This is a genomic window from Collinsella sp. AM38-1BH (assembly GCF_003467545.1).
GTDB lineage: Bacteria > Actinomycetota > Coriobacteriia > Coriobacteriales > Coriobacteriaceae > Collinsella.
The window spans coordinates 1-1,062 of record NZ_QSHC01000037.1 but is presented as its reverse complement, the minus strand read 5'-3'; the positions used below and the strand labels follow the sequence as shown (position 1 = coordinate 1,062).

Below are 1,062 nucleotides of genomic sequence, written 5' to 3'. Positions count from 1 at the left end.
TTAGTAGTCGAACTGGTGGTAGTAGCGGCGGTACTTGAGGTTGTGCTTGGTGACCAGCTCGTAGTTGCGCGAGAGGCGGTCGGTGGTCAGCACGGACAGGATCCAGGGGGACACGATGACGCGGAAGTCGTCGTCCAGGCCCGGGATCGCGTACTCGGCGGTGTCGATGATGACGTAGTCCTCGTCGCCGGTCACGCCGCTGGTGAGGAAGGCGCGGACGCGCTCGTCGAGGGCGCGGCACTCGTCCTCGCCCATGAACAGGAACACCGGGACGCCGGGCTCGAGCAGCTCGAGCGTGCCGTGGAAGAAGTCGTGCGAGGTGATGTGGCGGATGCGCTTCCACTGCATCTCCTCGAGCAGGCACATGGAGTACAGGATGGTCTCGCCCCACAGCGCGCCCGAGCCGATGAACATGGTGTAGTCGGCCAGCGCGTACTTCTTCGCGAGCTCCTCGGCGCGCGGCTCGAAGCGCTTGCGGATGTCGAGCATGTCCTTCCAGACGTCCTTCGTCTGCTCGATGAACAGGTCGAACTTGGGGAAGCAGCCGCGGCGGTTGAGCAGGCGCAGGCCGAAGCAGTCGGCGAGGTAGTAGCCCTTCTCGCAGCCGCCGGCGCCGTGGTCGGAGGCCATCATGACGCAGTTCTCGGCGCCCACGGCCCGGCCGATCTTGCCCTCGGGGTTGGTCATGGCGTAGACGCGCACGCCCATCTCCTTCATCTTGCCGATGGCCTCGAGCACCTCGGGGGTGGTGCCGGACTCGGAGGCGGTCAGCACGACGGACTTGTCGGTCATGCGCTTGTGGCCCATGACGTTCCACTCGGCGGCGTGGATCAGGTAGACCTCGAGGTCGCGGTCGCCGAACTTGTTCATGAGGTACTCGAGCTGCATGAACTCGTCCCAGGTGCCGCCGACGCCCATCAGGAAGACGGCGTCGTAGCCCTCCTCGTGCACGCGGTCGGCCAGCGCGGTCATCTTCTTGCCCGCCTCGTAGACGTTCCTGCCGTCCTCGAGGTAGCCCTCCTGGTCGAAGTGCATGATCTCGATCTTCTCGGTCTCCTTCAT

General features: G+C 65.1%; 1 protein-coding gene. It reads right to left on the bottom strand.

Annotated elements, in window-relative coordinates; all coding sequences use genetic code 11:
* On the bottom strand, positions 1–1,062 hold a 1,062-nt coding region (locus DW870_RS09225; RefSeq protein ID WP_055252703.1), incomplete at its 5' end, for an SIS domain-containing protein.